The organism is Microcystis sp. M090S1, from assembly GCF_020246295.1.
GTDB lineage: Bacteria > Cyanobacteriota > Cyanobacteriia > Cyanobacteriales > Microcystaceae > Microcystis > Microcystis aeruginosa.
In genome coordinates, this window is sequence record NZ_JADBTF010000016.1 from 1 (window position 1) to 4,309 (window position 4,309).

Annotated in this window: 5 protein-coding genes; all 5 read left to right on the top strand. The window is 41.0% G+C overall.

Translation table 11 applies throughout. The features are described from left to right. Window positions 1-381, top strand: a 381-nt coding sequence (locus tag IM477_RS00765) for an RNA-guided endonuclease InsQ/TnpB family protein (protein ID WP_287730076.1), incomplete at its 5' end; no start/stop codon positions are given. A 167-nt stretch (window positions 382-548) separates the two neighbouring features. Then, window positions 549-2,480, top strand: a complete 1,932-nt coding sequence (locus IM477_RS00770) for a transglycosylase domain-containing protein (protein ID WP_287730078.1) — start codon at window positions 549-551, stop codon at window positions 2,478-2,480. Between the two features lie 115 nt (window positions 2,481-2,595). Further along, the gene (locus IM477_RS00775) at window positions 2,596-2,841 is read left to right on the top strand and encodes a YlcI/YnfO family protein (protein WP_287730079.1); all 246 of its coding nucleotides are present in this window, start codon (window positions 2,596-2,598) and stop codon (window positions 2,839-2,841) included. Between the two features lie 101 nt (window positions 2,842-2,942). Beyond that, on the top strand, window positions 2,943-4,073 hold the full coding sequence (locus IM477_RS00780; RefSeq protein ID WP_287700072.1) for a hypothetical protein: 1,131 nt from the start codon (window positions 2,943-2,945) through the stop codon (window positions 4,071-4,073). Window positions 4,074-4,081: 8 nt separating this feature from the next. After that, window positions 4,082-4,309 (top strand): DNA adenine methylase (locus IM477_RS00785; protein ID WP_287730080.1); only part of this gene is annotated, 228 nt, incomplete at its 3' end.

The following is a 4,309-nucleotide window of genomic DNA, read 5'->3' on the forward strand; positions in this document are numbered from 1 at the left end:
AAGATAGTTAACGAAAACCAAGTTATTGCGGTAGAAAATCTCAATGTTAAAGCCATGGTACGCAATCATAATTTAGCTAAGGCTATTAGTGATTGTAGTTGGGGAATGTTTTGTACAATGCTCAAATACAAGGCAGAATGGCCAGGAAAAACCTATATCGAAGTTGATAGATTTTTCCCTAGTTCTAAAACTTGTCATGTCTGTCTAAATCAAGTAGGGAGTTTGTCCCTTGATGTTAGAACATGGACTTGTGAACATTGTCAAACAATCCATGACCCGGACATAAATGCGGCGATAAATATCAGAAATGAAGCCTTACGGATACTTGTACTGAGCAAAGCCGAAGTATTGTCGTTAGGAAAAGCGCGATACTGCCTATAGAGGGGATATAAGACCAAAAGCTGGGCGTAAGTCCGTCTTGAGGCAATCCCCCGTGAAATAGGAAGCTCTCAACGACCTTGAGAGTAGTTCACCAAAACCTTTAGAATAGACTTTCAAGTCAGTTCGATCGATCAGTCCCCTCTTGGAAAAAGGAAATTGTAACCATCGTGTCCACCAGTACCCTCGGCAATCAAGACAAAGAGCAGAAACCTAGTAGTGACTCGGATAGCTTTTTCCAAGGAGTCTCCAGAGTCGCAGGGGGGACTGTTCTCGGCCTGTTGATGGTATCCACGGCCGTGGTGACTGGGGCTGTGGTAGGATTGGCGATTAGTTACCGCAATCTACCCGATGTGAGGATTTTACGGGGTTACGTCCCCACGGAAACCAGTTATATCTACGATGTTAAAGGCAGACCCCTGACCAGCTTACACGGGGAAGCGAATCGGGAGGTGGTGGAACTCGATCAAATTTCTCCCAATCTAAAACGCGCCGTGATGGCGATCGAAGATAGCCATTTTTATCACCATCGTGGTATTAATCCTAATAGTATCGGCCGGGCAGTAGTGGCTAACTGGAAAAGTGGCGGTGTGGTGGAAGGTGCATCTACCATCACCATGCAGTTAGTCAAAAATATTTTTCTCTCCCATCAGCGCACCGTTAGCCGTAAATTAGCCGAGGCGGTCCTGGCAGTACGAGTGGAACAGGTTTTTAGCAAAAATGACATTCTGGAAATGTACCTCAATAATATCTATTGGGGTCATAATAATTACGGAGTGCAAACCGCCGCTAAAAGTTATTTTAATAAACCCGCCTCCGAGTTAAATTTAGCAGAATCGGCGATGATGGCTGGATTAATCCAAGCGCCGGAAGTTTATAGTCCTTTTAATAATTATAAAACCGCCAAGGAAAGACAGGCACTGGTTCTCAGTCGGATGCGTAGCTTAGGTTGGATTACCCCAGCACAGGAAGAGGCCGCTTTAAAGGAACCTCTGAAACTGGGTAAACCCACCGCTTGGCAAGAAAGTAAATTACCCTACGTTACCGATGCAGTGGTGGCAGAATTGCGGCAAAAATTTGGCAAGGAAACCCTAACGAAAGGGGGAATGCGGATTCAAACCACGATCGATCTCGACTTTCAAAACATGGCCGAGTCTACCATCCAACGGGCCTATAATAGCTTGCGTGGTCGCGGTATTCGTACCAAAGACCTACAAATTTCTCTAGTCGCAGTGGATCCCCGCACCCATTTCGTCAAGGCGCTCGTCGGTGGCGTTGATTACAATAAAAGTCAATTAAACCGCGCCATCCAATCCCGTCGTCAACCGGGGTCAGCTTTTAAACCTTTCGTCTATTATACTGCCTTCGCTAGTGGTCGTTTTACCCCCGAAACGGTGATTAATGATGCTCCCGTACGTTTTCGCGAGGCCGGCGGCTTCTATAGCCCAAAAAACTACGGTGGCGGCTTTTCTGGTCCGGTTTCCCTGCGTAGCGCTCTGATGCAGTCTCTGAATATTCCCGCAGTTGTTCTCGGTCGTCGCGTCGGGATAAATAAAGTCATTGAAGTCTGTCGTCTGTTGGGTTTCGAGAGTCCTTTAATTGCCGTCACCTCTTTACCTTTGGGATCCGTGGATGTGACTCCTCTGGAAATGGCGGGGGCCTACGCTACTTTTGCCAGTAATGGCTGGCATTCTAAGCCTACCTTTATCATGCGTGTTACTGATAGCCGCGGTAACGTCATGCTCGATAATACACCCAAACCGAAGCTAGTTTTAGACCCCTGGGCCACCGCTTCTCTCAATTCTGTCCTACAGGGAGTTATTCAAGGGGGAACAGCCACTTCGGCCCAAATCGGTCGTCCAGCAGCGGGAAAAACCGGTACTACCGATAACGAGAAAAATGTCTGGTTTGTTGGTTATGTTCCCCAATTAGCCACGGCAGTATGGATTGGAGATGACCAAAATCGCACTTTAGGTAAAGGTATCACTGGTGGCGGTTTTGCCGCTCCCATTTGGCGTGATTTTATGGCACAAGCACTTAAAAATGAACGAGTAGAATATTTTCCCTCTCCCTCCAAATTCCGCAAACCAACAGTTAAGTAGATGGTTAATCTAATTGGTTTGATCGTAATTTATCGATCGAGTAAAGGTGGCTATGTTAAAAATGAAACCCACGCTTTGAGCCTTTAGGTTTCCTACGATTAATAGGTAAGTTACCATGAGTACCATCCAAGTTCAAATTCCCGACTCATTACAGAAAAGTTTAGATGATCTAGCGGCTCGTGATGGAATTTCGATCGATCAATTTATCTCTACTGCGATCGCTGAGAAACTTTCAGCGTTGATGACAGAAAATTACCTAATAGAAAGGTCCAAAAAGGGAAGTCGAGAAAAGTATCAGGCAATCTTAACAAAAGTTCCCGATGTTGAGTCAGAAGCCTATGACCGGCTGCCGACTGTCTGACATATCACTGCACCAGACTTTGTGCTAGACTTTGACAAGGCGGGTGAGTTCAACCGTTAGGCTGTCTTTTAATCCAATTAGTTTGATCGTAATTTCATAATATGAGCGAAGTCTTGAATTTGACTGGATTTATTAGAGATGTAAAATATACAGCCTGTCTAACAGAATCTTTAGACAGAGTATGTTTGGAACAATTTGATGTTAATGAATCCAGAGCTTATGGAATTATAGAGGCACAAAATACAGAAGTCGCTTATTCCAAGTGGGTTTCCCCTAAGCGAACCAGAAGTTATCCATTTGCCAGAATTTATAACACATATAATGCATCAAAAATATTGACAATAATACCGATTATTAAAGATGAGGGAAGAGATGGAGACTTAGATAAGCTTCAATATTCTACAGTTTCATGGATGAATTTACTCAATATATATATAGTTCTTGGATACTATGAAAATGCGGAGAAAAGTCAAAAAACGAAACAGGAAAATAAACACAAACTTACCAAACAAAAGTTTAATAATGAATTTATTAAGAATCAAATAAAAGAAATTTTAAATTATAAGCAAAGTGCTTTACATTGGAATAAAAGTTTATTAGAAGAAAAGTTTACTTCGACTTTTCAACAGGCTCTTAATTCTTATAAAAATATCTCTGACAATACTGGTGTTTTTACTCATTCTCAAGCTAGTATGGGACAATATCTAAAAGCAGTTATGCTTGATTTTGAAGAATTCAAAAATATATCTCTAAAAGGCTCTAAAATGGCAAGTGAAAGGGAATCAGTTACAGTACATAAACATGAATATTTAGTCGATGGAAGGAAAGCAAACTTCTGTATTGAAAACTATTTGGGAGGAACTTATTATCTAGCACCAGACGAAATTTTATATATAAAAGATCAATATTACATTCAGGAGTCTAAAAATTCTACAAGGAAGGGGCTGCCAGATTTAACTGATATACAAGATGGTCTTTTTAAATTAATTCTGTATTCCAATATAGACTCCATTAACTTAAACAATCAATCCATAAATTTTGTGTCAAAGTTAAAACTTACAGGTAAAGGTATTAAAGACAAAATTACTTTACCTTGTCAATTGGAAAATCTAGAAAAATTTCTTGTGTTAAACTCGGATAATCTGAAGGAGAGAGAGCAGGAAATAATTAGAAAGCTTTTAGTTGAAGTTCAAACCAATAAAAAGCTCGAAATCGAGATAGGAGCTAATTAGTAAATAAAATGTCAAAAATTAAAAGTCCCTTGCGTTATCCGGGGGGGAAATCCCGGGCAATTAAGCAAATTTTGCCGCAAATTCCTGTGAATATTAGGGAATATCGAGAACCTTTTTTTGGTGGGGGTTCTGTATTTTTTGCTGTTAAGCAACTCTTTGGACAACAAATAAAAACCTATTGGATTAATGACTTAAATTATGATTTATATTGTTTCTGGCAATGCGCTCAAGAAAAT

Bases quoted from the DNA above. Each gene is read 5' to 3' on its own strand.
- IM477_RS00775 (WP_287730079.1), top strand. From the start codon at position 2,596: ATGAGTACCATCCAAGTTCAAATTCCCGACTCATTACAGAAAAGTTTA.
- IM477_RS00780 (WP_287700072.1), top strand. From the start codon at position 2,943: ATGAGCGAAGTCTTGAATTTGACTGGATTTATTAGAGATGTAAAATAT.